Source organism: Heliobacterium mobile, assembly GCF_009720735.1.
Lineage (GTDB): Bacteria > Bacillota > Desulfitobacteriia > Heliobacteriales > Heliobacteriaceae > Heliobacterium > Heliobacterium mobile.
Genome location: NZ_WNKU01000008.1, coordinates 40,908 through 65,958 on the forward strand (window position 1 = coordinate 40,908; position 25,051 = coordinate 65,958).

22 protein-coding genes and 2 pseudogenes are annotated in these 25,051 nt (G+C 49.5%); 9 read left to right on the forward strand and 15 right to left on the reverse strand.

The features are described from left to right. Positions 1-20: 20 nt before the first annotated feature. From GJ688_RS08630 to GJ688_RS08645, 4 genes are all read right to left on the reverse strand, one after another. The gene (locus tag GJ688_RS08630) at positions 21-554 is read right to left on the reverse strand and encodes a hypothetical protein (RefSeq protein WP_155476150.1); all 534 of its coding nucleotides are present in this window, start codon (positions 552-554) and stop codon (positions 21-23) included. A gap of 19 nt (positions 555-573) precedes the next feature. Beyond that, complete coding sequence (locus tag GJ688_RS08635) at positions 574-1,152, reverse strand: hypothetical protein (protein WP_155476151.1); 579 nt, start codon at positions 1,150-1,152, stop codon at positions 574-576. Positions 1,153-1,164: 12 nt separating this feature from the next. Beyond that, on the reverse strand, positions 1,165-2,664 hold the full coding sequence (locus tag GJ688_RS08640; RefSeq protein WP_235910877.1) for an AAA family ATPase: 1,500 nt from the start codon (positions 2,662-2,664) through the stop codon (positions 1,165-1,167). 212 nt (positions 2,665-2,876) lie between these two features. Next, a complete protein-coding gene (locus tag GJ688_RS08645) occupies positions 2,877-3,608 on the reverse strand; it encodes a nucleotidyltransferase family protein (protein WP_155476153.1) in 732 nt (243 codons plus the stop codon). Positions 3,609-3,871: 263 nt separating this feature from the next. Between GJ688_RS08645 and GJ688_RS08650 the strand changes: the two genes are divergently transcribed. Together GJ688_RS08650 and GJ688_RS08655 are read left to right on the forward strand one after the other, a co-directional pair. Then, entirely contained in the window at positions 3,872-5,581 is a 1,710-nt protein-coding gene (locus GJ688_RS08650) for a methyl-accepting chemotaxis protein (RefSeq protein WP_170291809.1), read from the forward strand. 75 nt (positions 5,582-5,656) lie between these two features. Further along, complete coding sequence (locus GJ688_RS08655) at positions 5,657-6,424, forward strand: EcsC family protein (protein WP_155476155.1); 768 nt, start codon at positions 5,657-5,659, stop codon at positions 6,422-6,424. A gap of 1 nt (position 6,425) precedes the next feature. On the opposite strand, the gene GJ688_RS08660 is transcribed toward GJ688_RS08655, so the two are convergent. The 4 genes from GJ688_RS08660 to GJ688_RS08675 all read right to left on the reverse strand — a co-directional run bounded on the left by GJ688_RS08660 (position 6,426) and on the right by GJ688_RS08675 (position 11,613). Then, entirely contained in the window at positions 6,426-7,610 is a 1,185-nt protein-coding gene (locus GJ688_RS08660; protein ID WP_155476156.1) for an MFS transporter, read from the reverse strand. Positions 7,611-7,771: 161 nt separating this feature from the next. Then, positions 7,772-8,989: an ABC transporter permease gene (locus GJ688_RS08665; RefSeq protein ID WP_155476157.1), complete on the reverse strand. Its 1,218-nt coding sequence runs from the start codon at positions 8,987-8,989 to the stop codon at positions 7,772-7,774. Further along, on the reverse strand, positions 8,990-9,712 hold the full coding sequence (locus GJ688_RS08670; protein ID WP_170291810.1) for an ABC transporter ATP-binding protein: 723 nt from the start codon (positions 9,710-9,712) through the stop codon (positions 8,990-8,992). A gap of 2 nt (positions 9,713-9,714) precedes the next feature. Beyond that, positions 9,715-11,613 (reverse strand): efflux RND transporter periplasmic adaptor subunit, encoded by a 1,899-nt coding sequence (locus GJ688_RS08675; RefSeq protein WP_155476158.1) that lies wholly within the window; start codon positions 11,611-11,613, stop codon positions 9,715-9,717. Positions 11,614-12,026: 413 nt separating this feature from the next. Between GJ688_RS08675 and GJ688_RS08680 the strand changes: the two genes are divergently transcribed. From GJ688_RS08680 to GJ688_RS21545, 7 genes and pseudogenes are all read left to right on the forward strand, one after another. After that, positions 12,027-13,100, forward strand: a complete 1,074-nt coding sequence (locus GJ688_RS08680; protein ID WP_155476159.1) for a cation diffusion facilitator family transporter — start codon at positions 12,027-12,029, stop codon at positions 13,098-13,100. A 196-nt stretch (positions 13,101-13,296) separates the two neighbouring features. Beyond that, positions 13,297-13,455 carry a hypothetical protein gene (locus GJ688_RS08685; RefSeq protein ID WP_155476160.1) on the forward strand — a complete coding sequence of 53 codons (159 nt, stop codon included), beginning with the start codon at positions 13,297-13,299 and terminating at the stop codon, positions 13,453-13,455. Positions 13,456-13,544: 89 nt separating this feature from the next. Then, positions 13,545-15,098, forward strand: coding sequence for a divergent polysaccharide deacetylase family protein (locus tag GJ688_RS08690; RefSeq protein WP_155476161.1), 1,554 nt, complete (start codon positions 13,545-13,547; stop codon positions 15,096-15,098). Positions 15,099-15,203: 105 nt separating this feature from the next. Then, a complete protein-coding gene (locus GJ688_RS08695) occupies positions 15,204-15,707 on the forward strand; it encodes a DinB family protein (protein WP_155476162.1) in 504 nt (167 codons plus the stop codon). 125 nt (positions 15,708-15,832) lie between these two features. Then, on the forward strand, positions 15,833-16,324 hold the full coding sequence (locus GJ688_RS08700; RefSeq protein ID WP_155476163.1) for a DoxX family protein: 492 nt from the start codon (positions 15,833-15,835) through the stop codon (positions 16,322-16,324). 143 nt (positions 16,325-16,467) lie between these two features. Next, a pseudogene (locus GJ688_RS21540) lies at positions 16,468-16,860 on the forward strand (sugar diacid recognition domain-containing protein); the annotation flags it as partial. 144 nt (positions 16,861-17,004) lie between these two features. Then, positions 17,005-17,325, forward strand: a pseudogene (locus tag GJ688_RS21545) (methyl-accepting chemotaxis protein); the annotation flags it as partial. Positions 17,326-17,399: 74 nt separating this feature from the next. Here GJ688_RS21545 and GJ688_RS08710 read toward each other — a convergent pair. The 7 genes from GJ688_RS08710 to purC all read right to left on the reverse strand — a co-directional run bounded on the left by GJ688_RS08710 (position 17,400) and on the right by purC (position 24,890). Further along, positions 17,400-17,831, reverse strand: a complete 432-nt coding sequence (locus tag GJ688_RS08710; RefSeq protein WP_328597342.1) for a CBS domain-containing protein — start codon at positions 17,829-17,831, stop codon at positions 17,400-17,402. 152 nt (positions 17,832-17,983) lie between these two features. Continuing rightward, positions 17,984-19,300, reverse strand: a complete 1,317-nt coding sequence (gene purD / locus GJ688_RS08715; RefSeq protein ID WP_235910873.1) for a phosphoribosylamine--glycine ligase — start codon at positions 19,298-19,300, stop codon at positions 17,984-17,986. A 16-nt stretch (positions 19,301-19,316) separates the two neighbouring features. Next, on the reverse strand, positions 19,317-20,888 hold the full coding sequence (gene purH / locus GJ688_RS08720) for a bifunctional phosphoribosylaminoimidazolecarboxamide formyltransferase/IMP cyclohydrolase (RefSeq protein ID WP_155476166.1): 1,572 nt from the start codon (positions 20,886-20,888) through the stop codon (positions 19,317-19,319). Between the two features lie 62 nt (positions 20,889-20,950). Further along, positions 20,951-21,556 (reverse strand): phosphoribosylglycinamide formyltransferase, encoded by a 606-nt coding sequence (gene purN / locus GJ688_RS08725; RefSeq protein WP_155476167.1) that lies wholly within the window; start codon positions 21,554-21,556, stop codon positions 20,951-20,953. Further along, positions 21,553-22,653 carry a phosphoribosylformylglycinamidine cyclo-ligase gene (purM, locus tag GJ688_RS08730; RefSeq protein ID WP_155476168.1) on the reverse strand — a complete coding sequence of 367 codons (1,101 nt, stop codon included), beginning with the start codon at positions 22,651-22,653 and terminating at the stop codon, positions 21,553-21,555. Before purM ends, purN begins: the two co-directional genes overlap by 4 nt. A 10-nt stretch (positions 22,654-22,663) precedes the next feature. Next, positions 22,664-24,109, reverse strand: coding sequence for an amidophosphoribosyltransferase (purF, locus tag GJ688_RS08735; RefSeq protein WP_155476169.1), 1,446 nt, complete (start codon positions 24,107-24,109; stop codon positions 22,664-22,666). A 55-nt stretch (positions 24,110-24,164) separates the two neighbouring features. Further along, entirely contained in the window at positions 24,165-24,890 is a 726-nt protein-coding gene (gene purC / locus GJ688_RS08740; RefSeq protein ID WP_155476170.1) for a phosphoribosylaminoimidazolesuccinocarboxamide synthase, read from the reverse strand. Positions 24,891-25,051 lie beyond the last annotated feature (161 nt).

Genomic DNA, 25,051 nt, shown 5'->3' on the forward strand with positions numbered 1-25,051 from the left:
GCGGCTCTTTTTTGAAACGATTAAAAACGAATAACTCGAACAGGTTCCGAGGTATCTACGGTAGAACCATCGGTTTCTTCCCTGACGACCGCAGCCTCGGTCGGCTCTTTTGTAATCATGGATACTTGTTCAAATAACATCGGTTCCTCTACCACCGTCGTGGCTATAGACGTCGTCACCGGGCAGGCTAAGGCACCCACTTTGGGGATGTCAAAACCATAGAGGCGATTGAGGTAAAAGATGTTCTCATAACTTAATTGCTTCCTTTCGCTCAGATCGGCAATGATCTTTTCAATCATCGGCAGGTGTTGTTGATCTTCCGACGTTAGAAAACGGTAGTGAAGCATGCTCCAAAAAGGGTCACCATAGCGATCATAGTCGACAAGTTCATACCGCTGTGCATGGAGATCCTGTAGCAACCATTCAACTTCCGTCTGTCTGTTTTGTAGTGAAGTAATCTGGCAATAGCAGATAGGAAACAAAGACTCGATTTTTTGTTTTCGGTACTTGGCCGTACCGAGCACCAGTTTTTTGATATGCTCGAACAAGGACACAGGCTGCTCTCCCTTTCCGTCAACCGCAGAGGTAGCGGCCTTGGACCCGGAGCTTTTCCAGCGATGATTGGCCGCCCCAGAAGGCGCTTGTTTTGTGATGTTCTTGAATATCTCCCAGTGCTTTTTCCAACTCATAATACTTCATGCAAGCTTCCCCAACGATGTGTTCCGGCTGACAGCGGAAGGTTCCGCTCCCGAGGCATTCGATATGTAAGGCGCTGCCGTCGCTATCACGAGCCGTCACCACAATGGCAGCCCCCTCTTGCCGCTCCGAGACGGAGTATCCGCGCTTGATCGCTTCGGACTTGGCCAGTTCGACGGCGTAGTATTTCAGCAGAATCTCCCCGTCCCGGCCGATGTACTTGGCCACATGATCACCGTCCCAATCAGCTTCTATCCGGTACGTGCCGTCTTCCATCTCCACGATCGCAGCGTCAAACTTTCCAGGAAGGCGAATGACATAGTCCTTGCGTTTTTTACCGAAATAATATCGACAAAAGTCATTTTCAAGCAGTTCAAAACCCATACGCCTCACGGCTTTGCTCAGGACTTCCAGATTCACGATGGCACTCGTCAGCACCAAAGTCAGATGGCTCATCCTAGTTCCTCCTCATTTCCTAGAACCTGTCCCGTTGGCCAAACGAGCGGCTCGGTGGCCCCATTCCCGCAGCGCCTCGATGCGCTGCCGGGTGATTTCGCTGCGGCACATAGGGATGATCAACCGAGCGGCCTGCAGGATGTCCTCTGTGTTGACTTCCCGCTTGTCATCGCTCCAGGCATGAAACATGCCCATGATGACAGCTTCCTCGATTTCGGCACCAGAAAACCCTTCGGCAGCCTGAGACAGTACTTCTAAGTTAAAAGACTGAGGATCGCGACGGCGGCGGCGGAGTTGAGCCTCAAAGATCTGCATCCGCTCTTCTGCGTCAGGTAGATCGACGAAGAATATTTCATCGAAGCGTCCCTTCCGTAAAAATTCGGGAGGAAGCTGGCTCACATCGTTCGCTGTCGCCACGACGAAGACAGGGCTCTTTTTCTCCTGCATCCAGGTCAAGAAATGGCCGAAAACCCGTGCGGTGACACCCGAGTCGGTACGGTTGCTGGACTGCACCCCAGCTAAACCTTTTTCAATTTCATCGATCCAAAGGACTGCCGGCGATACAGCTTCCGCCACCGCTAAGGCATTGCGAGTGTTCGCCTCAGTCTCTCCGACAAAGGAACTGAACAGTCGTCCCGCATCCAGACGGAGTAAGGGCTTTTGCCACTCCGATGCCAATGCTTTGGCCGAAAGACTCTTGCCGCAGCCTGGAACCCCGACGAGCAGAACGCCCCGGGGAAAGGGAAGACCGTACGCTTGCGCCTCTGGGGAAAAGGCGGATACGCGTGTACGGAGCCACTGTTTCAGCACGGCCAGCCCTCCGACGGAGGACATATCCAAGCCGGCGTTGACGATTTCCAAGACGCCGCTCTTATGGATGATCTGTTCCTTTTCCTTCATGATGATGGCCGGATCAAAGCTCTTCATCATGGCTAGGGATAGGGAAAAAGCGTTTTCTGCTTCACTCAAAGTGAGCCCCAGTGCGGCATCAGCGACAGCGGTGATGTCCTCAGGTATCTCCACCTGAGCCGCTTGGGACACTTTTCGAATGACTGGTTCCATCTCCTCCCGTCCGGGAAAGGGAATGGTTGTTATCGCAATTTCCCGCTCTAATTCTACGGGAATATCCATCACAGACGAGATAAAGACGAAGACGATACCTCTTCGCTTTTGTACTTGGAACATATCTTTCGCCGTCCGCCACACATCCGGGGAGCGCCAATAAGGATGAAAGTCGAGCAGGCAGTAGATCGTGTTCGGCAAAAGTTGTGCTGACTTGTTCAAGGCTTCTACTGGATCGGTCGCCTTAAGTCGGGCTTTTTCTACCATACCCATTCCAGCAGAAGCACTTTTGTCAATATGCAAATAGTGCAAATGGTTTGTCGTTGTCCAAGCTGCCACGTTCATGCTGAATCGTCGGGCAATCCGTTGACATTCTGACAGTACCCGCTTTTCTTCCGGTGAGAGTACAGCCACAGCCGGGTAGCCGGACTTTATGTAGTTTTCTAGCATCAATCGCAATCACTCCCTATGAAACTTGCTTTTCTATTTACGCCTTTTTTCGTTGAAATCCTTCTTTTCGCCCTATTTGTGAGGAATCCGGAATCGAATCCAGCAAAAGACCTCTCGAGACGATCGTCCCGGGAGGTCTTTTGCTCATTCTCTCTACGTAGATTTTCGATTGCTATGTTAACTCATATGGGATTCAAGATAGTTAGCTTTCGTTAGATAACCATCTTCAATTCCTGTCTTAGCATTCCCTTTTCGATATCAATATGGACCTGACGATACTGTTCCATAGTTCCGATGTCTTTCCAATACCCGTCGGCTCGCACCCCATAAAAAAGTCGACCCTCAGCTAATAATCGGGGGAACAGTTGCTTTGAAAAATCATAAAAGCCGCTGGGAATGTGCTGGAAGATTTCCGGTTCCATCACGTAAATTCCCGTATTGATCGTGTTGGAAAAGACCTCTTCCGGTTTCGGCTTTTCAATAAAATGACGAATTCGGCCCTCTTCGTCAGTGATGACGATGCCGAATTGGGTAGGGTCTTCCACTTGTGTCAACGCCATCGTGGCCAGGGCCCTTTTTTCCTGGTGATGGCTGATCACCTTTCCGAGGTCGATATCGGTAATCCCGTCTCCACTGATCACCAGAAAGGGTTCGGTCAGAAAGTCCTGAGCCTGCTTAACTGATCCGGCCGTTCCCAAGGGCTCCGTCTCCATATAATAGTGAAAGCGGACACCAAAACGAGAACCATCGCCAAAATAGTTTGTAATGATTTTCGGTTGATAGCATAAGGTCACAGCGATTTCCTGAATTCCATATTGTTTAATTAAATTTACAGCGTATTCCATGGCCGGTCGTCCATGTATAGGGACCATCGGTTTGGGCATAGAATCGGTTAATGGGCGAAGTCTCGATCCGAGACCGCCCGCCATAATCACGGCTTTCATAGGCTTTACGGCATCTCCTTCAACACGAAAGTTTGGTAACCACACTGTTCAGTCTATTGCACAGAAGAAAAATGTTGCTTAGTATTTCTTCCACATTCTAAAAATTTATCAGGAATAAAAGCAGGAAAAACAAAACAACCCTACTTCGTTAAAGATTGTTTCCATATCCCCTATCACCCAATAATATTTTTAATTTCAAAAATATGTTAAAATTATGTAGTTCGATGGAGTTGGGTAGCTTACGTAAGGAGGGATTGACAAGTTTGACTTGGGCAAGAAGTATCCGAACCAAGATAATTCTGGGCCTCATGACGAGTATTCTGATCATTTCGCTGAGCATCATCGTCATAACCTATTTCTCTTCCAAAGAGTACTTGATAAAGAGTGCACAAGAAAAGTTAGAATCAGACTTACAACTTGGGTATGCCTATCTCGACCAAAAGTATCCAGGTCCATGGGAAATCAAACAGGGCGATTTATATAAGGGGAATGAAAAGATTAACGGAAACTTTTCCATCGTTGACGAGATCGGAACCATGACCGGCGGTGATACGGTCACCCTATTTCAAGGAGAAACGCGTGTCGCCACAAACGTGAAAAATGAAGATGGAAGCCGTGCTGTGGGTACGAAGGTATCTGAAACAGTAGCCCAGCGGATATTTGAACAGAAACAACGATACTTGGGTCGAGCAAACGTCGTCGGTAACTGGAATCAAACCGCCTATGAGCCTATCACTAATGCTAAGGGTGAAACCATAGGCATCTGGTATGTCGGCGTCCCTGAAAAGACTTATCTTGCTTTAGCCAAAAGTATGATGTTCGAGAGCCTATCGATCGTAATCGGTCTATCTGTCGTCATCATGAGTTTCAGCTTTTGGTTTTTACGAAGGACAATCGGTACTCCTCTTGGGTTACTTCAAACAGAATTCTCTAAACTAGCCGATAGTCACGGAGACTTAACGAAAGAGATTTGTTTTAATAGTAATGATGAATTCGGTGATTTGGCTCAATCGGTCAATCAGTTTCTCGTAAACCTTCGAGAAATCTTGAGCAATATACGTTTAGAATCGTTGCGTTTGGCCCAAATATCGCAGGACTTATCCTATGTGGCTCACATCACTGAGAAAACTTCCGATACCATTGCCTGCACCATGCGCGAATCTACCATAAGTGCCTCCTCCCAATCGGAATATGCCAACAATATCTTGAAAATGATGACCGATGCTCGCAGGATTATTGAACTTGGTCAACAAGAGATAAGCTCCTCTGTAACCAGTGCTTCTGAGTCAACACAATCAACCCAAAAGGGTTGCCTTATAATTAATGATGCCTATGAACATCTAAACGAGTTAACTGAGACCGTACAAATCGCCACCTCTACAATGAACAGGCTCCATAGCTATTCAGAGGAAATAAGCAAAATTGTTACCATGATCACCGACATCGCTAATCAAACAAATCTGCTTTCCTTCAATGCAGCGATTGAAGCAGCTCGAGCTGGCGAAAAAGGAAAGGGGTTTTCTATCGTTGCAGAAGAAGTTCGCCTGTTAGCAGAAGATTCGAAAAAATCCTCTGCTCAGATTGAAAGGATTATCGGACGTATAAAAAGCGAGACCTCTCAGGCACTTCAATCTATCCAAGGCAGCTTGATCGCCGTAGAGCAACAGGCCGAATTTATCAATCGCATAGGTCGATCATTGACCGATATTGACAGGAATGCCTGCAAGACAGAGTCCGATGCCAAGCGTATTCAACAGTTCTTCGCTTCTCTTTTGTCTACTATTGAGCAAGTTGAAAATGCTATTCAAGGCATAACCATGAACCTCGAAGAAGCCGTATCTGCCTCAGAAGAGGTATCTGCGTCGGTAACTGAACAATCATCGATGGTAGACGACATCGCCCATCGTTCGGAAGATTTATCCCTGTTAGCGACAAAACTTCAACATCAAATTTCAGGTTTTAAGTTAAACTAGTAAAAAAGACCTGCTGTAACCATTTTCGGTCCAGCAGGTCTTGCCGATTATTATTTTATATGCTAGGAAGGAGGGGTGTTCCTGGACGCCTATACACGGCAAATCTACCACATGCTGACTCAATGGGATCGGGAGATGTTGAAGAAAAAAACCGGTCTCGTAGATCGGATGGTTCGTCAGATGCAAAAAAAGATCGACAACCTCATCCCCGAAAAAGTGCACGCTACTGTAACGACCGCCTTAGAAGTCGCAATCAAAGCGTTTATGACCGGAGTATCTTTGCTGCCTGTGCCATCTGAACCGCGGCCAGCCACGTTGCAGTTAATGGATGAGCAAGCTTCCGCTATCATTCAAAAGTATAAAAAAGTGGCCGCCATTGAAGGCACTGGCACGGGAATGGGTGGAATCCTATTGGCCGCCATCGATTTTCCAGCCCTTATCGCCATAAAAATTAAAATGCTCCAGGAGATGGCCTGGGCCTACGGATATGATATTCGCAGACCCACGGAGCGGTACTACCTCATCCATCTGTTTCTTCTCGCCTTCGCTTCCGGTGAGTCTCAACAACGGATCTACCGTAAAATTCGCCACTGGGACAGACTTCCTATAATGGCTCGTCCCTCGGCCGACCTAGACTTTGACTGGCGAGAATTTTATACAGAATATCGTGAAGGAATTGAAACGAAAAAAACACTGGGTTTCATCCCCGTCATCGGAACGCCTGTAAGCGCATGGGCGAACTTTTCCTTGACAGGCACGTTAGGTGAAGTGGCGCAAAACGCTTTTCGACTTCGCTACCTGCAGTCCCTCTGCATTGAAGAACTATATGCCGATCCGAGGTAACTCAGCTCGGGGCTGTTTCCGATCTTGCCCCCTCAATGAGGAAAAACAGCACTGCCGGTATGACGACAACGACGCTACAGAACAGGTACATGGTATGTAATCCCACCATTTTGGCGATATAGCCGAGAACGATGGAACCTAAGCCAATTCCCAAGTCAAAAGCGCTGAGAACCGTACCGTTCGCCGCACCCCTTCGATAAGGGGGCACCCGATTGATCGCCATCGCCATCAACGTAGGCTGGACAATACCAAATCCGACTCCCATCATGACTGCCGAGAGAACAAAACCGGTGTAACCGTGAGACAGGAAAAGCAGCACTAGCGCCGCTGCGATGCCGCTGTATCCGATGGCCATGATCTGCCGAGGCCCTTTTCGGTCGAAGGATTTCCCGGCCCAGGGCCGAACGATGAGCAAAGTCAAGGCAAAGATCAGAAAATAGCTTCCGGCGTTTTGAATCCCGTTCTCCTTCCCATAGAGGGTGATAAAGGAAACAATACCGCCATAGACGATAGCGATAAAAAACATATTCCCTGAAAGGGAAAAGACCTGTCTTTCAAAGAGACTGTTTAACCCAAAGGCAGGTTTCTCCTTGCTCATCTCCCCGCCTTTGTGGGCGCTTTCGTCATAATCGATACCGAAAACACAGAGCAAGGCCCCAAAAGCCAGGAGAAGACTTCCTGAGAAGAGAAGGGAAAATCCGGAATAATTCAAGATAGCGAGCCCTAAACTCGGCCCTAAAGCCATAGCCAAGGTGTTGGAAAGGCCATAATAACCCATCCCTTCCCCTCGACGTACTGGAGGAACCACATCAGACGCTACCGTACCGGCCCCTGTCGTGGTAAATCCCCAGGTCATTCCGTGGATCGCCCGCAACAAAAAGAGTATCACCAAACCGGTGACGGCATGGTAGGCAGCAGTCACTATGCAATAAGCGATGAGCGCAAAGAGCAAGATCTTTTTTCGGCCGACCGCATCGAGCAGGTAACCCGAAAAAGGACGCACAAGCACTGCCGTCAGCGAAAGAATGCCAATGACATAGCCGACACTGCTCTCGTCCCCTTTTAATGTATTGGTCACATAGACAGGCAGTGTCGGTAAAAGGAAATAAAAACTCGTGAACATCAATAAGTTGATTAGACAGATAAAAATAAAATCTTTTGTCCACAACGCTTGTTTGTTCTCCATATTTGCTCCTTACACCGTTCAGATATGATCGTTATGTACAATAGAGAAGGCTACGATAACCCTGCACTGGATCAGAACATTGATTATATAGCATAGTGGGATAGGCAGAGGGGCATGGAAATTGCCCCTCTATGATTGCCTGAAATCAATAGGCCCATTCTTTACTCATATCGCAGTGCGTCAATAGGATTTAAGCTGGCCGCTTTTCGTGCGGGATAGACCCCGAAAACAATCCCCACAAACATGGAAAAAAGAAAGGCAAAAAGGACCGGTGATAGGCTAACCTTGGCGGTTAACGGAGTGAGCCGACTGATCAATTCAGAGCCGCCAAGGCCGATTAGAATGCCGATGATCCCACCGGCTAGGCTTAACACAACCGACTCGATGAGAAACTGTCGCAATATGATGCCTCGCGTGGCTCCAATGGCTTTTCGAATCCCGATTTCCCGGGTACGTTCCGTCACCGACACCAGCATGATATTCATGATGCCAATTCCCCCGACGACCAGGGAGATGGCGGCAATGCCGGCGAGTAATGCCGTCATCATGCTGGTGACCCCTTGAGCCGTATTTAAGATTTGTGCTTGCGAGGTGATTTGAAAATCATTATCCTCTTTCAGCGGTAGATTGTGTTGAATTCGTATGGCTAAAGTGATATCCGCTTGAGCTTGATCCATCAAGTCGGATGATTTAGCCGATACGAAAATTGTACTCACTTTGTTCATGTTAAACAAGCGGTTCATCGCCGTAGTCACAGGAATAATGATGCGATCGTCTGAACTCATCCCTCCTACGCTGCCCTGGCTAGCCAAGATCCCAATAATCGTAAAAGGCATCTGGTTAACCTCAATTTTTTTGCCGATGACCTGCGCATTGGGATCTCCAAATAGATTGGCTACCACATCTGTTCCCACCACAGCCACGTTCGCTTGTCCTTGAACTTCAAACTTACTGAAAAACCGGCCCGATTGTAAATCGGTACTGCGTACCTTCGGGTAATCGGCATTCGTTCCTTCGATGCTGGTAGAGCTATTCTCATTGCGATATACCACCTGTGCCGTCTTTCGTACATCCGGTGACACGGCGGATACCGTATTCAGTTTACTGATCGCGTTTACATCATCTAGCGTAAGCGTATTTAAAGAGCCGGCCCCCAATTTTACGCCGCCTTGGGTGGCTTGTCCCGGTGATACAATCAGCAAATTGCTTCCTAAGCCTTGGATCTGATCGGAGATACTATTGGAAGCACCTTGTCCGATAGCGACCAGCGTGATGACTGCGGCGACGCCGATGATAATCCCGAGAGCTGTCAAAAAGGAACGCATCTTGTTGACTTTGACGCTTCGGAGGGACAGACGTAGGCTTTCCAAATAATTCAACTACGCCACCTCCTCAGGGAGGGCCGCCGTCCGGCGATCCAATACCGGACCGTCTTCGATGATCTGTCCGTCCCGGAATCGAACGATTCTTTTGGCGTACTGGGCAATGTCCGGTTCATGGGTCACTAAGATGACCGTTTTCCCGGCGTCGTTGAGGCGTTGGAAAATACTCATGATTTCCATACTTGTGCGGGTATCCAAGGCTCCTGTCGGTTCATCAGCCAGAAGAATTACCGGTTCGTTTGCCAGAGCTCTTGCAATGGAGACGCGCTGCTGCTGACCTCCGGAAAGTTCATTCGGTTTGTTGTGAATCCGTTCGATTAACCCCACCGCTTCTAGTGCATCCAAGGCCCTCCGCCGTCGCTCTTTTGTACCGACACCAGCATAAAGCATGGGAAGTTCCACGTTTTCTACGGCTTCCGTCCGAGGAAGCAGGTTGAAACTTTGAAAAACGAATCCGATTTTGTGATTCCGGATTCGAGCAAGTTCGTCGTCATGCGCTTGCGATATGGCCTGTCCATCAAGAAAATATTCGCCCGATGTAGGTTTATCCAAGCACCCAATCACATTCATCATCGTCGACTTTCCCGAACCAGAAGGTCCCATGATGGCGACGAACTCACCCTCATGAATCGCTACGCTTACACCTCGGAGGGCATGAATCTCCTGGTCACCAATGCGGTAGATTTTTTTTAGGTCTTGTATCTGAATGACCGAGTTCACCTTTATTTCCCTCCCTTGGCAGCAAGACCTCCCGTTGCTTTGGAAGACCCGCCGCCGAGGCTAAATCCACCAGTTGCCTTTTTATCGGCAGAGCTTGGAAGACTCATGGCAACTTTATCTCCTTCGCTCAATCCAGATGTGATTTCGACCCGATCACTGCTAAAAAGACCGGTCGTGATAGGACGGAACGTAACGTTGGCGTTTGTGCCAGTTGTGGAGCTAGTATTTTTATTTTGCTTTGCCCCACCGTTAGTTCCCGCATCATTGGAATCGGAAACATAGACGCCGTCCTGCCCATTTACCTCTTTCAACACTTGCGCAGGTACAAACAAGACATTGTTATGAACACCGGTGATAATGGTCACATTCGTCGTCATGCCTGCTTTCAGCAAGCCTTCGTTGTTATCGACGGAAAGAAGCACGTTATAACTGGTAACACCATTTTGCGTGGTCGCTTCCGGATAAATCATCAGCACTTTCCCATAAAAAGTCTTATCGGGATAAGCTGAAGAACTGAATTCAGCCTTTTGACCACTTTGCAGTTTACCCACGTCAGTCTGGCTGACTTGAGCCATCACCTGTAGGTTATGGGTATTCGCATCATTCAAAATAACGACAGGATTGCTGGCCGAGGGAATCTCACCCACTTTGCCATTGACTTGCGTGACGATCGCATCAATCGGCGATGTCAACGTATAGTTGTTCAAAGTTGCTTGTTGCTGTTGAAGCTGTGCTTGCGCTTGTGCCACTACCGCTTGGGCAGCCAGGATCGTGTTGCTGTCTGGAGGGGCTTGAACTTGATTGAGTTGGGCTAAGGCAGATTGATACGCCGCTTCCGCTTGATCGACGTTGTTTTTTACGGAATCAAGCTGCGCTTTTGCCTGTGCTCGGTTTTCGTAATTTTGTTTCGCATAGGATAGATTCTGTTGTGCTGCGTTATAGGCAGCTTGTGCTTGATCCAAAGCGGCTTGGGACTGCTTTACAGCCGCCTGCATTTGAGCGACCACATTCGCATCGGGGCCTGCCTCCAGATTATCCAACTGCTTTTGGGCATTCGCCAGATTTGCTCTCGCTTGGTTATAAGCAGAACGAGCTTGGTTAAGAACAGATTGAGCTTGATCGATCTGTTTTTGAACATCTAAACTGGTTGAGTTCGAAGAATTATTGGCCGATGTCGCTGTTGCATAGGCGTAGTCTAACTGATTCTCTGCGTTGTTCAGTTGATCCCGGGCATTATCCAACTGTTCTTGAGCCACATCGACACTCGTTCGGGCTGCATTTACGTCTGCGTCGGAAGGCCCTTTTTGGGCGGCAGCCAGTTTCGCATTGGCCCCTTCTAAGCCTGCTTGAGCCGATTGGACTTGAATCTTGGCGTTATCTAACTGATTCTGTGCATTGGTCACGGCTTGTTGGGCTGCCGTACGATCATTGTAGAGTACCCATTGATTTTCATAGGCTTGTTTTGTCCCATCCCAAGCGGTTTTCGCTTTATCTACGCTGGCTTGCTGTACTGCAATCGCCTCTGCGGTAGCTCCCTGGCGGGCTTGGGCCAGTTTTGCCTGGGCAGAGATGACGTTTGCCTGGGCATTGGCGACTTGTGCTTTTACGGCAAGGTTATCTACAGTGGCTAATACTTGACCCGCTTGGACTTGGTCGCCCACTTTTGCGGTAATCGATGTCAGTCTACCGGAACTTCCGGAAAAACTCATCTTTATTTGTTCCGGCGTCTGAACAGTACCTGAGGCGGAGACCGTTTCCGTAACATCCCCTCGCTCCACAGAAGCCCACTGGACCGATAAAGCCTTCTCCTTGGCCGCCACTTCTTTGGCGTATACACCGTAGCCTGTACCAGCGATGAGGAGAACACCGATTCCCACTGCAACTAGCTTTCGCTTTACCATTTCCGGTTTCGCTCTCCTTAATCATAGTTTGATCAGATTAACAGTGCAAAACATAGTGAGATATTTTGCATACAAGAATATTACAATTCTGTATGTACGAATACTAGGGCATCTTTACGGGAGCAATCCCATATATATGCAAGTTAGCTGGGTGACGGATATGCAGTATCGAGAAAAACAGCGAGAGAGACTAAGAAATTCACTAAAATCGATAAGGACGGTACAATCGAGCACATACGGTCTTTCAGTCGCTACCTTCGCCTCTCGAAGCGTTGGAAACTCCCGGGAATATCCTCTACAATAGTGATGAGTCAAGTCTTCTTGTAATACACATGAAACTGTGACTGTCATCATGGGGCCAGCACCATAGAGATCACAACCACCGGGATTAAGAAGGAGAGTTGATTTTATCATTGGGTAGGCAAGCGTTAGACTTGCTAAAACAGGCCAACTTCACGGCTCTGCAGAGCGCCCTGGGCAACTACCTGCTTGCAGTGTTCAAGTGGGCGGCCTGTCAAGCGACGGGCTCCCCGGCTATGCAAGCCGAGGCTGTCCATAGTTTCAACGATGGTTCGGCACAGGCCGCCGTTTTTCTCGGTTCTGTCTGCGCCGCCCGCAAACCGAATCCCTCATTCCCCAACGGTTTCGGCCGTCTGTCCAACCTGATCGTACTTTTTGTAGCCATCTTCATGGGAATAAACGCCGTTAAAACGATTCAACATGGTTATCAGGCTATTTTTCTCCATCCTGCAGCGACTACGGTCAGTGGTTTCTGGTGGAACCAGGCCGTTCTAGCCGCCTCTTTACTTGTCGACGGCTATGTGTTATACCAGGCCATGAAAGACATCGGTCAAGAGGCCGAATCAGAGGCCCGAGGAATCGCTTTGATCAAATTGTCTTTCGAAAAGTACCACTTAGCTTCTCCTGAAACTCGTCTCGTCTTCTTCGAGGACTTACTCGCTACCGTTGCCATCGTCATCGCTAGCACCGGCATTACCTTGACCTATCTAGATATCTTTCCTTGGGGGGACGGATTGGCCGGATTAATCATCGGGGTATTGCTGTTTGGCATCGCTGTAAAAGTCGCTTGGGAGAATATAAAGGGTCTCATCGGTTTTACAGCACCAGTAGAGGTGGTCGATGAAATCGCTGATACCATCATGAAAGTCGACGGTGTTGAGGACGTCTATGAACTAGATGTGGTCCAAGAAGGTTCTTATCTGGATGTAGATGGAACCATCGAACTGCCGGAACACATGTCCGTCGCTCAAGCTGAAGACGTGAAATATGAAATCGAAAATCGTTTGAAAAAAATCTACCCCAATATTCACAATGTAACGCTGAATATTCAAGAGGACGATGCATTGAGCCGTTGGGGTTCTCGGGAATATGGCCGACTCCGCCGAAAAAGATCAACTGGCAAAAACGATTCCTTTCATTCGTCTCACCAAAGCTGTGAAGATACAGGCACGGCGGCGGCCAGTTAGTTCATCCCCGACCATGATGTGGAATCGTCCCCATTGATTCATTGGATGACCTCTTTTTTGCGAAAATCAACCGCTACAAGTATGAAAGTGTGCTTAAGGGCGCCCATCCTTACAAAGGAGAGGCGCCCTTGCTTATTTTTGGAAAAAAGCATCAGCGGCCTTCTCTACTCATAATCCTGTAGTGGAGGTGACGCCAATGAAACATATCGGGAAGAATGGTACCTACATTGGCAAGCAAACTCTGTTACGTTACAGCGACGAGAATGCAGCACTTGAACCGTACAAAGAGAAGGATGAACAAAATGACGGAGGTCATCCCGAACAATCTAATACAAAAAATACGACCCCTTCATAAAATGAATCTCGATTCAACCGAATGTTTCCATAACGCCACTCCCAGCCCCTTCGGCTGGGTTTAAATTTTCAATAGGAGGCGCGCCAGGAATGATATTGGTGGCAAAACGAAGATGGGTATTGGCTATAGCAGCAATCATCCTTGCCGCGATCGGATCAGGCTTATATTGGTACCTCCGTTCCAGTCCCTCTCCCCCGCCCTCGGAAGAACCGGTGGCTCATCCTCCCCTCCACGGAAAAAAAATCCTCATCGATGTGGGCCATGGCGGAATCGACGGCGGTGCGAATACCAAAGACGGAACCTTAGAAAAGACGATCAATCTTCATGTATCCTTAGCCCTCAAGCAAGCGATCGAAAAACGAGGCGGCGAAGTCGTCGTCAACCGCGAGACGGATCAAGATTTAAGCAACCTCCCCCCCAATGATCCTCGCCGTTACCGTACCGACTTGAACAACCGTATTGACTGGGCCAATCAAAATAAGGGAGACTTGTTGCTGAGCCTACATATGAACTCTTCCAGCAGTCCCAATGTACGCGGTGCCATTCTGCTCTATCATCCCCAAGAGCCGCATACGCCCCAATCGAAAGAATTAGCTCTTGTCTTACAAAAAGAACTGAACAGTTTCTATTCAGAACAGGCAAAAAAAGGAGAAGTATACCGCCATCAGCCTGTATCCGGTGATTATTATGTATTGGAGTACACGAAACTGCCGTCGGTGATCGTCGAAATGGGCTTCATCACCAACGATAATGACCGGACTTTATTCGGGCAAAAGAATTTTCAAGATGCCATTGCTGAACGAATCGCCGAAGGGGTCGTTCGCTATTTCTCGAAAGATCCGGCCCAAAAGACGATGACCGATGAATTGTCGACGGAAGAGATTCCAGAGATTCTGAACGTCGATAGTCCCATGGAACCGCTCACATCGACCGTATCCACAAACACGTCTCAAGGAAAAAAAGGAAAACTGGCCATCATCATCGACGATTTTGGCAACCATGCCAGTGGTGTTGATCGGTTCTTCTCCATCAATCGTCCGCTGACGATGGCCATCATGCCCTTTTTTGAAGACTCGAAAGAATTAGCTGCCCGTGCCTATACCTTAGGTTTTGAGGTGATGGTACATATGCCGATGGAATCGAACCAAGTGCCTGTCACGTGGCATGGCCCTCGTTACATCGCTAAAGGTATGAGTCACGAAGACGTAAAAAACATCCTCGATGACGCAAAAAGCATCATGCCTTTCGCTATCGGTGTGAATAACCATATGGGGGTTGGCGTAAGCCAAGATAAGACTTCCGCCCGGTTTACCCTGGAGGAAATCAAAAAGCACCAGTGGATTTTTGTTGACAGCCGGACCACCGATGAGTCGGTCTTCCCGAGTCTGGCTAAGGAAGTGAAAGTTCCCTTTTTACAGCGAAATGTCTTTTTGGACCACAATAAAGACGGCTCCCTTGAATACGTCAAACAACAGTTGTTGGAAGCAGGAAAAATGGCTCTCCAAAAGGGCCAGGCAATCGCGATTGGACACGTAGGTGGTCAAGGGCCTTACACCGCACAGGCAATTCAAGAGATGATTTCTCCACTAGAGAAAATGGGCGTGGAATTTGTTTTTGTATCGGATCTTTTGAATTCACCCTAGCGGAAATAAGATGAGTTATAAAATTATCGGAGCAGCAGGAAAACCTTCCATGGAAACCGAACTTTTGGGCAGATTATGTAATAAGGAGCACAAGGAGGACCTCATATGTTCACTTCTCTGCCTGAGTTCTATCAAGTCTGGCGTTCCGAATCGGAAGGAACCCTGCGAATTTTCAACGCTCTAACAGACCTTTCGCTGCAACAGTCTGTCACCGCTCAAGATCGCACCTTAGGACGCATCGCCTGGCACATCGTAACGACGATTCCAGAGATGATGACTCGAACAGGATTGGAGTTCTCCTCCGTCGACCCCGAATCTCCTGTCCCCGCTACTGCCCAGGAAATCATTGATGCCTATAAGCAAACCAGTCAGAACCTACTGTCCTCTATGGAGCGTTCTTGGACGGACGACAGGCTTCAAGAAGAGCGAAATCTATATGGAGAGTCATGGAAGAATAGCTTCACCTTACAGGTGCTAATCAACCATCAGATTCATCACCGGGGGCAGATGACCGTTTTGATGCGTCAAGCCGGTCTATCTGTTCCCGGAATCTATGGTCCTTCCCGGGAAGAATGGAGTCAATACGGGATGGAAACACCGGAACTATAGCGAACCGCCCTATAGCGGAGTCGAAAGAAGCCGGCCCTTTTTGGGGGCCGGCTTCTTTCGTATGGTTTCTCAAAAGGTTGTACAGGATAAGCGTAATGAAATCGATGTGAAAGGAGATTATTGGGTTGCAACGAGAAAATTTAGGGATTTTGTGGTTACTCGTTCGGCTTTGGCTAGGCTATGAATGGTTATCATCAGGTTTGGAGAAAGTCGGGAACCCTGCATGGACGGGAGCAGGTGCTGGTACAGCCGTAACAGGATTTTTGAAAGGCGCCATCGCCAAGGCGGCTGAAGGGGCTCATCCGGAAGTTCATGGTTGGTACGCCAATTTAATCAACAGTATCGCCTTGCCTAACGCCAAGCTCTTTTCCTACCTCGTTGCTTACGGTGAAGTACTCGTGGGCATTGCCTTAGTTCTTGGCTTATTTACTACTTTCGCCGCCCTTGTAGGCGCCTTTATGAATCTAAATTACCTCTGGGCGGGTACTTCAAGCACCAATCCGGAGATGCTTGTCTTACAACTGCTCCTGCTCACTGCGGGGCCTGTTGCTGGCATCATCGGTTTAGATCGATTTATTCTGCCAGTCCTTCGTCAACGATTCCAAAATAAACAGTAAAAGCTACGCAACCATATTCGGGGATTTTTACATCCCCCTTTTTTAATTTTTATACTATTAGTGAAAAAGGGATCTATGAAACTAATGTCGAAAAAGTTACATATAGATCGAATACGGTGTTTCCGGTGGAGGGAATACAGCGAATGAACTTAAGCGAACGGGTAGCCTTTGAATTAGTTGATTTCATCTTAGAACAGACAGGTTTCGATACGATTGTCTGCGATCCAAGTGGTCGTATTATTGCCGACTCAAAACGCAGCCGAGTCGGCATCATCCATATGGGTTCCCAAAGAATTATGAATAGCAATATAGATAGATACCCCGTTACTGCCGAAGAAGTGGCAAAATCCAATGGAACCTTAAAAGTGGGAATCAATCTGGCTGTTAAATTTAACGGTCAAAAGATTGGCACTTTTGGTATTGCTGGAACGATAGAAATAGTAGAGCCCGTTGCTAAAATCGCTTCAGGCCTGTTGACAAAGATGCTCCAAGACGAATCGACGAAGATCACCTTGCAGTCGGTTATCCAAGAAATGACCCAGGCGGTTGAAACAGCAGCCGCTTCGATCGAAGAGCTCTCCGCATCATCTCAAGAGTTGGCGGCGAACAGCCAATCTTTAAACCATATCTCCGAAGAAGCGTTGACTCATGTCAAGGCTACCGCGAACATCATTGGATTCATCCAGCGAATCGCCAATCAGACCAAACTGCTGGGCTTAAACGCTTCCATCGAGGCTGCCCGGGCCGGTGAACAGGGACGGGGCTTCGCCGTCGTGGCCAATGAAGTGGGGAAGTTAGCCGAGGAAAGCGGTACGTCAGCCCGAGAAATAAATCAAATTTTAGCACAATTTAAAGAGAATATCAGTAAGGTAACTGTGGGGGCCCAGCAAAACAACACCGTCGCCGAGGAGCAGTCACGGGCCACTCAGGAAATCGCAGAAATGGTCGATTCGCTTAATTTTATCTCGGAAAAGCTCTCCAGGTTAGCTTCCCATTTGTAAATCGTTAACACAAAAAAAGCGAAGGATGGAGTCCTGTACCATCCTTCGCTTTCATATGCCCGTGTTTTTCTGTACTACATCAATGGCCGTGCTGGTTCCGATATTTCGGATAGGGCGTCTCCGGCTTCATTTTGGAAGATATTCGTCACCGCTAAGTCACCTAGGGCAACAATACCTACCAAGCGTTCCTTCTCGACTACCGGGAGCCGTCGAATCTGCCGCTCTGCCATCAAATCTGCCGCTGCATGGACATCCATATCGGGGCTAGCAGTTATAGGATCCGAAGTCATGGCAGCGTTAACCTGCGTGTTCTGAGGATCCTGCCCCTGAGCCACCACCCGTAAGACGATGTCTCGGTCGGTGATCATGCCAATACATTTATCCCCCTGTACCACAGGCACAGCGCCTACATCGAGCTGCTTCATGATTTTGGCCGCTTCGATGACGCTCTTGTCTGAGGAAATGGAGGTAATGTCCTGGGTCATTATTTCACGTAAGGGTCGCACTCAGCTATCCCTCCTCCAGCATACTTCTTCTGTTGCATCAGATAGCATGTCTCGATTGGAGGACTTTTATCCCTGATAGCCGTTGGAGGAATTATCCATTGTTCTGTATTGCAACCGTATACATGCGAAAAAATGTGGTTTTCAGCTACAGTTTAAGACAGACGCTCCAAGGCACGGCGACCGATATCCTTCCGGTAGTGAGCACCATCAAAACAGACGTTACCCACTTGACGGTAAGCGAGTTCAATCGCTTCTCGAATCCCTTGAGCTTTGGCAGTCACGCCTAATACTCGTCCGCCCGTCGTCACGACATGGTCGCCTTTTTGCGCCGTACCCGCGTGGAAAACTTCGACTCCTGCGATGGGATTGTCAAGTCCGGTGATGAAATTTCCTTTTTCGTAGTCACCAGGATAACCCTTGGCAGACATGACCACACAGACGGCGGCGTCAGTGCTCCAGGAAATGGCTTGTTGATCGAGCCGTTTCTCCAATATGGCTTCGATAATGTCAACGAGGTCTGTATCGAGACGCATGAGCACCGGTTGTGTTTCCGGGTCGCCGAAACGGGCGTTGTATTCGAGCACTTTGGGGCCTTCAGCGGTGATCATTAAGCCGGCATAGAGAACACCGCTGTAGGGGCGCCCTTCTGCCTTCATGGCTTCTACCGTCGGTTTTAAGATGCTCTCTTGGACTTGCTGGGCCAGTTCTTCCGTATAAACCGGCGCCGGTGAGTACGCTCCCATACCGCCCGTGTTCGGTCCTTCGTCATTGTCAAAGATGCGCTTGTGATCTTGCGCCGAAACCATGGGGATTACATGGTCACCATCAGTGAAGGCGAGGATACTGACCTCTTCGCCTTCCATAAATTCTTCAATGACGACACGGCTGCCAGCGGAACCGAAGGCATTCCCCTCCAACATGGAGCGGACCGCTTCTTTCGCTTCTGTCACATCTTTAGCCACGATGACCCCTTTACCGGCGGCTAGGCCATCAGCTTTCACTACACAAGGAGACCCAGCGATAGTTTTCCGGGCGGCTAACTCGTCGACAAAAGCCAGCGCAGGTTCTACCTCAGTGAAAACGCCGTAAGAGGCCGTAGGAATCCCATACTTTTGCATCAGATCCTTGGAGAAAGCTTTACTTCCCTCAATCTCAGCGGCTTTTTGAGTAGGTCCGAAGATCGGCATTTCATGATCGTTGAATACGTCAACAATCCCGGCAGACAAGGGCGCTTCCGGTCCGACAACGGTCAAATCGATCCGTTTTTCCCAGGCAAAGGTCAGAAGGCCCGTGACATCATCGGCTTTGATATTGACACACTTAGCGATTTTTTCGATTCCAGCATTACCAGGAGCACAGTAGACTTCAGACACACGAGGGCTCTGGCGTAATTTCCATACCAGGGCATGTTCCCGTCCACCGCCGCCGACAACGAGGACTTTTAATCCGTTTGGTTTTAGTTTCTTCAAAGGGACTACCCCCGTATTAGTGTTTAAAGTGACGCATACCGGTGAAGACCATAGCGAGTCCAAGGCGGTTGCAAGCCTCAATAGACTCGTCATCATGGATCGATCCGCCCGGTTGGATGACGGCAGTGATCCCGTATCCAGCCGCCGTTTCTACTGTATCTTTAAAGGGAAAGAAGGCGTCAGAAGCTAAGACAGCCCCTTCCGAGTCCGGTCGGCTGCTTTCCCCTTCGACCAGGCCCACCTTGGAAGCTTTCGCTTGTTCTAAAGCGATAAAGGCGGAACCGACACGGTTCATCTGCCCGGCGCCCACGCCGATGGCTACACCGTTTTTAGCGACGACAATCGCGTTCGACTTGACGTGTTTGACCACTTTCCAAGCGAACATCAGGTCGATCAGTTCCTCTTCTTCGGGCGCCCGTTCCGTTACTGTTTTCAGTTCTTCTGCATTCACTTGACCTTGGTCAGCATCTTGAACGAGGTACCCACCGCGGATCTTCTTTACATCAAAGTTGGGCATTCCTGTTAAGGGACCTACTTCCATGATACGCAGATTCTTTTTCCGCTTTAATACATCCAAAGCGTCTTCATCATAAGAGGGCGCGATGATCGCTTCCATAAAGGTCTTGACGATTTCATTGGCTGTATCCACATCGACCGTGCGGTTGAGGGCGATAATCCCACCGTAGGCGGATACAGGATCAGCCGAAAGGGCTTTTACATAAGCTTCAACCAGATCTTTCCCAATGGCCGTGCCGCAGGGGTTGTTATGCTTGATGATGGTCGCAGCCGGTTGAGCGAACTCTCGAACGAGTTCAAGAGCCGAATTTAAGTCCATGAGGTTGTTGAAGGAAAGCTCTTTGCCCCACAACTGTCTTGCCGTTCCTGCACCGGCTCCTTTAAAACCGACTTCTCGGTAGAAAGCGGCCTTTTGATGGGGGTTTTCCCCGTAGCGGAGATCCTGCACTTTTTCCACTTTCCCAGGAGCAAAGATCCCTGTGAAAGGATCCGCCTGGCCTTGCATTAGGTATGCTGCAATCGCACTGTCATATTCCGCCGTATGAGCGAAAGCTTCTTGCGCCAGTGCCCGTCGGGTCTCATCGGACAGGGCTCCCGCTGCTTTCAGCTCATCTAAGATTGAGGTATACCGGCTCGGGTTGACGACAATGGTAACGTAGGCATGATTTTTCGCCGATGCCCGCACCATGGCCGGCCCGCCGATGTCGATATTTTCAATTGCCTCTTCCAAGGTGACATCTGGTTTGGCGATCGTCTGACGAAAAGGATAAAGGTTGACAGCGACCACATCGATCGGAACGATAGCGTTGTCTTCCAACTGTTGTAGATGGTCAGGAGTCCGGCGAGCCAAAATGCCGCCGTGAACCTTCGGATGGAGGGTCTTCACTCGACCATCGAGGATTTCTGGAAAACCTGTAATTTCAGTCACATAAGTGACAGGAACGCCCGCCTCTTTGATGGTCTTATATGTACCACCGGTAGAGACAATCTCAAAACCGAGTTCAACTAGGCCACGGGCAAAATCGACAATTCCTGATTTGTCCGATACGCTGAGCAGGGCTCGACGTTTCATTACCCTTCCCCTCCACTTGTATCATTGATGTCTCATTGATAAGGTCCACCTTTATCACCGTTTTACCGGATAATCACTCGGCGACCTACTACGGCTAACCGTTCTTTGGCCAACAGCTGCAATGCTTCTGGCAGAAGTCGGTGTTCTTCTTTTAAAATACGTGCCGACAGAGTATCCTCACTATCATCCGGTTCCACTGGAACGACGGCTTGCAGGATGATGGGACCAGAATCGAGGCCCTCGTCGACGAAGTGAACCGTGCAACCGGAATAGCGTACGCCATACTGAAGAGCCTGCCGCTGAGCATGTAATCCAGGAAATGACGGGAGCAAAGCCGGGTGAATATTGACGACTCGCCAAGGAAAAGCGTCAAGCAGCTCACCCGTTACAATACGCATGTATCCGGCCAGGACGACCGTATCCACGTGGACACTTTTCAGTAGTTCAACGACCTTGCGATCGTAAACCGGTCGCTCGGGATAATCGGCAGGCGGAAGATGAACGGCTGGAATGCCCCGGGAAGCGGCCCGCTCCAAGGCATAGGCATTCTGCTTGTCCGAGATGACCATAGCCACTTGCGCGTCCAACTTCCCAGCATCGATAGCATCTAGGACGGCTTGAAGGTTTGATCCACGGCCAGAGGCCAGCACGCCTAGTTTTAAGGTCATTCCCCTTCCTCCCGGCTCCAGGGCATCGTACCACGGTAAATTACTTTCGGCGCTGCCTCCGACCCTTCGGCACTCTCTTCAATCACACCGATGGGGAAGCACTGTTCACCCTGAGCGGTCAACAGTTCCGATACCCGTTCCGCGTCGTCAGCCCCTACGATGACGGCAAGACCAATACCGCAGTTGAAGGTCCGAAGCATCTCGCTCTCGGCTACGTTTCCTTTGGCTTTTAGTACCGAAAAAACGGGCGGAATCGGCCATTGTCCCAGTTCGATGGCCGCCTGAACACCCTTGGGAAGAACTCTGGGGACGTTTTCAGTGATACCGCCGCCAGTGATATGAGCCATTCCTTTGATGTCGATTTCGTTGAGTACCGACAAGACCGGTTTCACATAGATCCGAGTCGGTGTGAGCAACTCTTCTCCTACCGTTTTTCCCAGTTCCGGTAGGAACGTATCCGTATTATGGCCGCAATGGTCAAAAAATACCTTGCGAGCTAGCGAGTAACCATTGCTATGCAGACCAGATGAAGGGATACCGAGAATGACATCGCCGGGACAAATGGTCGAGCCGTTGATAATTTTTTTCCGGTCGACGACTCCAACTGTGAACCCAGCCACATCATAATCTTCTTCAGCGTAAAAACCGGGCATTTCTGCCGTCTCACCGCCGATGAGAGCGCATCCGGCCTGACGGCACCCTTCAGCGACGCCGGAGACAACGGCGGCGACCTTCTCTGGTGTTAATTTCCCTACAGCGAGGTAATCTAAAAAGAACAGCGGTTCGGCACCCTGAACCAGGATATCGTTCACACACATGGCCACACAGTCGATGCCGATCGAGTCGTGACGGTCCATCATCATGGCGACACGCAGCTTCGTTCCAACCCCGTCAGTGCCGGAGACAAGGACAGGTTCCTCGTACTGTTTGGCATTGAGGGCGAAGAGTCCTCCAAAACCGCCGATATCGGTGAGCACTTCCCGACGGAAGGTGCTTTTTACGTGTCCCTTCATCATTTCGACGGCTTGGTTGCCGGCGGTGATGTCCACGCCGGCTTGGGCGTATGTGAGGCCTGTTGTTTTTTCTGTTTCCGTCATCATCATCCTCCTAGCAGCCGCAACCTTCCATGGTGTACTTGTCCAAACCGACTGGGATTTCTATAGGATATTCCCCGTTGAAGCAGGCCATGCAGTAGGTATTGCGGGAAACGTTTGCGTTTTGCCCTATCATGGCCGCGAGGAGGCCTTCCTCAGACAAGTAGTGGAGGCTGTCAGCACCAATCATTTGACGGACCTCTTCCACTGTTTTGGTGGCGGCAACCAATTCTTTCCGTACAGACGTATCGATGCCATAGTAACAAGGCTGGGTAATCGGCGGCGAAGAAACGAGCATGTGCACTTCTTTAGCACCGGCTTGGCGAAGCATCTGAACGATCTTTCCGCTCGTCGTCCCCCGCACGATGGAGTCGTCGATCATGATCACTCGTTTGCCTTCCACAGCCTTGGCGACAGCATTGAGCTTTAACCGTACCGCTTGACTGCGCATCTCTTGGGTCGGCTGAATAAAGGTGCGTCCCACATAGCGGTTCTTCATCAACCCTTGGTCAAAAGCCACGCCCGATTCTTCGGCGTAGCCCAAGGCAGCCGCCGTGCCCGAATCAGGAACGCCGATGACGATATCGGCCTCAATGGGGCATTCACGAGCCAGTTGACGACCCATGGCTCGCCGAGCTCGGTTCACACTGATGCCGTCGATGAGCGAATCAGGCCGGGCAAAATAGATATACTCAAAAATACAAGCCGCTCGGCGAGGTTGCGACAACGCTTTGATCGAGGTCAACCCGCTGCCGTCGACGACGACAATCTCACCCGGCTCCACATCCCTGACAAAGGTGGCGCCTAAGGTATCCAAAGCGCAGGACTCGGAAGCGATGATGTAGGCGTCGTCCAAACGGCCGATGCAGAGAGGACGCACCCCGTGGGGATCTCGTAAGGCAAGCATGCGATTTTCTGTCATGACGATCAAGGAATAAGATCCTTTGATATCGACCATCGTCTTGATCAGGGCTTCTTCTAAGGAGGACTGGCCGTACCGGGCGAGCAGGTTGACGATAACTTCTGTGTCGGTCGTCGTTTGAAAGACAGCACCGGTTAATGCGAGATTTTGGCGCATTTCGGAGGCGTTGGTGAGGTTTCCGTTGTGAGCCACCGCCATCATCCCTTTGGAATAGCGGAAAATCAGCGGTTGAGCGTTGGCCAGAAGGCTGGAACCGGTCGTGGAATAGCGGACATGGCCGACGGCCACATGGCCCTTCAGTTCCTCCAACTTACGTTCGTTGAAGGCCTCTGTCACGAGACCCATACCTTTATGGAACTCAATTTCACGGCTGTTGCCAACGGCAATGCCGGCGCTTTCCTGTCCCCGATGCTGCAAGGCGTAAAGGCCAAAGTAAGCCAAACGGGCAACATCTTTCCCGGGACCATAAATTCCGATGACCCCGCACTCTTCCCGCATCTTATCCCAAGGGAGATCGTGGGTTACGTCTATTGACATGTTTTGGCCTCCCGCCAGTATTTTATAGGGAAAAAAATTTTCATGTTGAGGACGGTTAGTCCTTCAACTTGCTTTCCAAGCGACGCAGGATCTCTCGATACGCTTCTTCCAACCCGCCCAGATCTCGGCGAAAACGATCTTTATCGAGTTTTTCTTTGGTGTCCTTGTCCCAGAAACGGCAGGTGTCCGGAGAGATTTCGTCACCGAGCAGCACCGTTCCATTGTGCAAGCCAAATTCAAGTTTGAAGTCGACCAAGTCGATATTCAAAGTGTCCATGAATTCTTTCAGGATCTCGTTCACTTTTAAAGCGATCGCTTTGATTGCATCCATCTGTTCCGGAGTGGCCCATTCGAGAGCGGCGATATGGAATTCGTTGATCATGGGATCACCCAAGGCGTCATCTTTGTAGTAAAACTCCAATACCGGTTTAGCCAGTACGGTCCCTTCCGGTTGTCCGATCCGCTTGGCCAAGGATCCGGCGACAATGTTCCGGGCAACAACTTCGACAGGGATGATTTCCAGTGATTTGACCAGCATTTCCCGATCGTTCAACAGCTCCACGAAGTGAGTCGGAACGCCTTGTTTCTCAAGATATTGGAAAAAGAGGGCCGAGATACGGTTGTTCAAGATGCCTTTGTTATCGATTTCAGCTTTTTTCTCGCCGTTAAAAGCGGTTGCCGAGTCTTTGTATTGAATCCAATAGATGTTCGGATCGTCGGTCCGGAAAACTTTTTTGGCTTTTCCTTCGTACATTTGTTCTTGTTTTTGGACAGTGGTCATGGTGCACTCTCCTTTAGTTCAAAATCAAAGTTATAACTAAAATAAAGAAGTCTTGAGGTTGTAGGCGGTACATCTTGATAAATCGGGGTGTAATGACGCCGTTCGCTAAGGGTTCCGCGGCTGTTCGCTCGGTTGCTCGGTTGCTCGGCGGGTGCGCCAAA

Bases quoted from the DNA above. Each gene is read 5' to 3' on its own strand.
- GJ688_RS08635 (WP_155476151.1), bottom strand. From the start codon at position 1,152: ATGAGCCATCTGACTTTGGTGCTGACGAGTGCCATCGTGAATCTGGAA.
- GJ688_RS08640 (WP_235910877.1), bottom strand. From the start codon at position 2,664: ATGCTAGAAAACTACATAAAGTCCGGCTACCCGGCTGTGGCTGTACTC.
- GJ688_RS08645 (WP_155476153.1), bottom strand. From the start codon at position 3,608: ATGAAAGCCGTGATTATGGCGGGCGGTCTCGGATCGAGACTTCGCCCA.
- GJ688_RS08660 (WP_155476156.1), bottom strand. From the start codon at position 7,610: ATGGAGAACAAACAAGCGTTGTGGACAAAAGATTTTATTTTTATCTGT.
- GJ688_RS08675 (WP_155476158.1), bottom strand. From the start codon at position 11,613: ATGGTAAAGCGAAAGCTAGTTGCAGTGGGAATCGGTGTTCTCCTCATC.
- GJ688_RS08685 (WP_155476160.1), top strand. From the start codon at position 13,297: ATGAAACATATCGGGAAGAATGGTACCTACATTGGCAAGCAAACTCTG.
- GJ688_RS08690 (WP_155476161.1), top strand. From the start codon at position 13,545: ATGATATTGGTGGCAAAACGAAGATGGGTATTGGCTATAGCAGCAATC.
- GJ688_RS08695 (WP_155476162.1), top strand. From the start codon at position 15,204: ATGTTCACTTCTCTGCCTGAGTTCTATCAAGTCTGGCGTTCCGAATCG.
- purH (WP_155476166.1), bottom strand. From the start codon at position 20,888: ATGAAACGTCGAGCCCTGCTCAGCGTATCGGACAAATCAGGAATTGTC.
- purN (WP_155476167.1), bottom strand. From the start codon at position 21,556: ATGACCTTAAAACTAGGCGTGCTGGCCTCTGGCCGTGGATCAAACCTT.
- purM (WP_155476168.1), bottom strand. From the start codon at position 22,653: ATGACGGAAACAGAAAAAACAACAGGCCTCACATACGCCCAAGCCGGC.
- purF (WP_155476169.1), bottom strand. From the start codon at position 24,109: ATGTCAATAGACGTAACCCACGATCTCCCTTGGGATAAGATGCGGGAA.
- purC (WP_155476170.1), bottom strand. From the start codon at position 24,890: ATGACCACTGTCCAAAAACAAGAACAAATGTACGAAGGAAAAGCCAAA.